Annotated in this window: 2 protein-coding genes; both read left to right on the top strand. The window is 43.6% G+C overall.

Annotated features, from left to right (window positions below; translation table 11 throughout):
* The first annotated feature begins 194 nt into the window (after window positions 1-194).
* Window positions 195-446 (top strand): BolA family iron metabolism protein IbaG, encoded by a 252-nt coding sequence (gene ibaG / locus B4F08_RS13065; protein ID WP_004695019.1) that lies wholly within the window; start codon window positions 195-197, stop codon window positions 444-446.
* Window positions 447-452: 6 nt separating this feature from the next.
* Window positions 453-1,483, top strand: a 1,031-nt coding sequence (murA, locus tag B4F08_RS13060) for a UDP-N-acetylglucosamine 1-carboxyvinyltransferase (RefSeq protein WP_291374655.1), incomplete at its 3' end; no start/stop codon positions are given.

Here is a 1,483-nt window from a genome sequence, read left to right as displayed (position 1 = left end):
AAGACAGCTCGATAAGCACCGTAAAATGCAGCAAGTTTACCAACCTATTGCCATTTAGTTTGTTTTTTATGCAAAAAGAGGTTTTTTAAAACCTCTTTTTTTATATATAAAGTGTGCGGGTTTATGATTTATTTTTCAGATTTATAGTAAAATGGCAGGTTTTTACACCGTTGGTCCTATAAGAGGTCTTTGTGATGAATAGTGAACAGCTCACTGAAATTTTAAAAGCTGCTTTTCCTGAAGCTGAAGTTGCAGTTAGTGGGCAAGGCGGAAAGTTTGACTTACGTATTGTCGACGACCAATTCGAAGGCAAACGTCCTGTTGCACGTCAGCAAGCTGTTTATGCACCATTAAATTCTTATATCGCAAGTGGCGAAGTGCATGCGGTGACTATTCGTGCAATGACTAAAGAAGAATGGCGTAAAGCAAGCTTATTCGGAGCTTAAAATTAGATGGATAAATTTTTAATTCAAGGTGGCACTAAGCTTGAAGGCGAAGTTCGTATTTCGGGTGCTAAAAATGCTGCCTTGCCGTTGCTTGCAGCAATGATTTTACCTGAAACTCCAACCAAGCTCACTAACGTGCCGCATTTAAAAGATGTAAATACCTTGGTGCAGTTGATTGGTGGTCTAGGCATTACCATGACCTACGAAGGTGACACGGTTACGGCGGATACCTCAACACTGGACAATCAGTTTGCACCGTATGAGCTGGTGAAAACCATGCGTGCATCTATTTTAGTGCTGGGCCCATTGGTGGCGCGCTATGGTAGTGCAAAAGTGTCTTTACCAGGTGGATGTGCGATTGGCTCGCGTCCAGTCGATCAACACTTAAAAGCTTTAGAAGCTTTAGGTGCAGAGATTGAAGTTGAAGCGGGTTATGTGCACGCTAAAGTTGATGGCCGTCTGAAAGGTGGCGAAGTCGTTTTTGATATGGTGACCGTAGGTGGTACCGAAAATATCTTAATGGCTGCGGCATTGGCAGAAGGTGTGACTACGATTCGTAATGCGGCACGTGAACCTGAAATTACTGATCTTGCGAAAATGTTGATCGCGATGGGTGCAAAAATTGAAGGTTTAGATACAGATACCTTAGTGGTAACAGGCGTTGAAAAACTACATGGCTGTGAATATGCTGTGGTTGCTGACCGTATTGAAACGGGTTCGTATTTGGCTGCTGCGGCCATTACCGGTGGTCGTGTAAAAACCACACATACTGATCCAACGCTGATGGAATCGGTTTTGGAAAAGTTTGAAGAAATGGGCGCGGAAGTGACCCGTGGTGATGATTGGATCGAACTGGATATGATGGGTAAACGCCCGAAAGCTGTGAGTTTCCAAACGCTTCCACATCCTGACTTCCCAACTGATATGCAAGCACAGATTATGGCAGTCAATGCCATTGGTCGTGGTTTTGCCACCATTTCTGAAACGATTTTTGAAAACCGTTTTATGCATGTACCTGAATTGTCACGTATGGGTGC

The sequence above is a fragment of the Acinetobacter sp. UBA6720 genome, assembly GCF_002454215.1.
GTDB lineage: Bacteria > Pseudomonadota > Gammaproteobacteria > Pseudomonadales > Moraxellaceae > Acinetobacter.
This window is presented reverse-complemented; position numbering and strand designations above follow the sequence as displayed.

What these genes read in the sequence shown, in the direction of transcription:
- ibaG (WP_004695019.1), top strand. Translation starts at nt 195, where the DNA reads ATGAATAGTGAACAGCTCACTGAAATTTTAAAAGCTGCTTTTCCTGAA.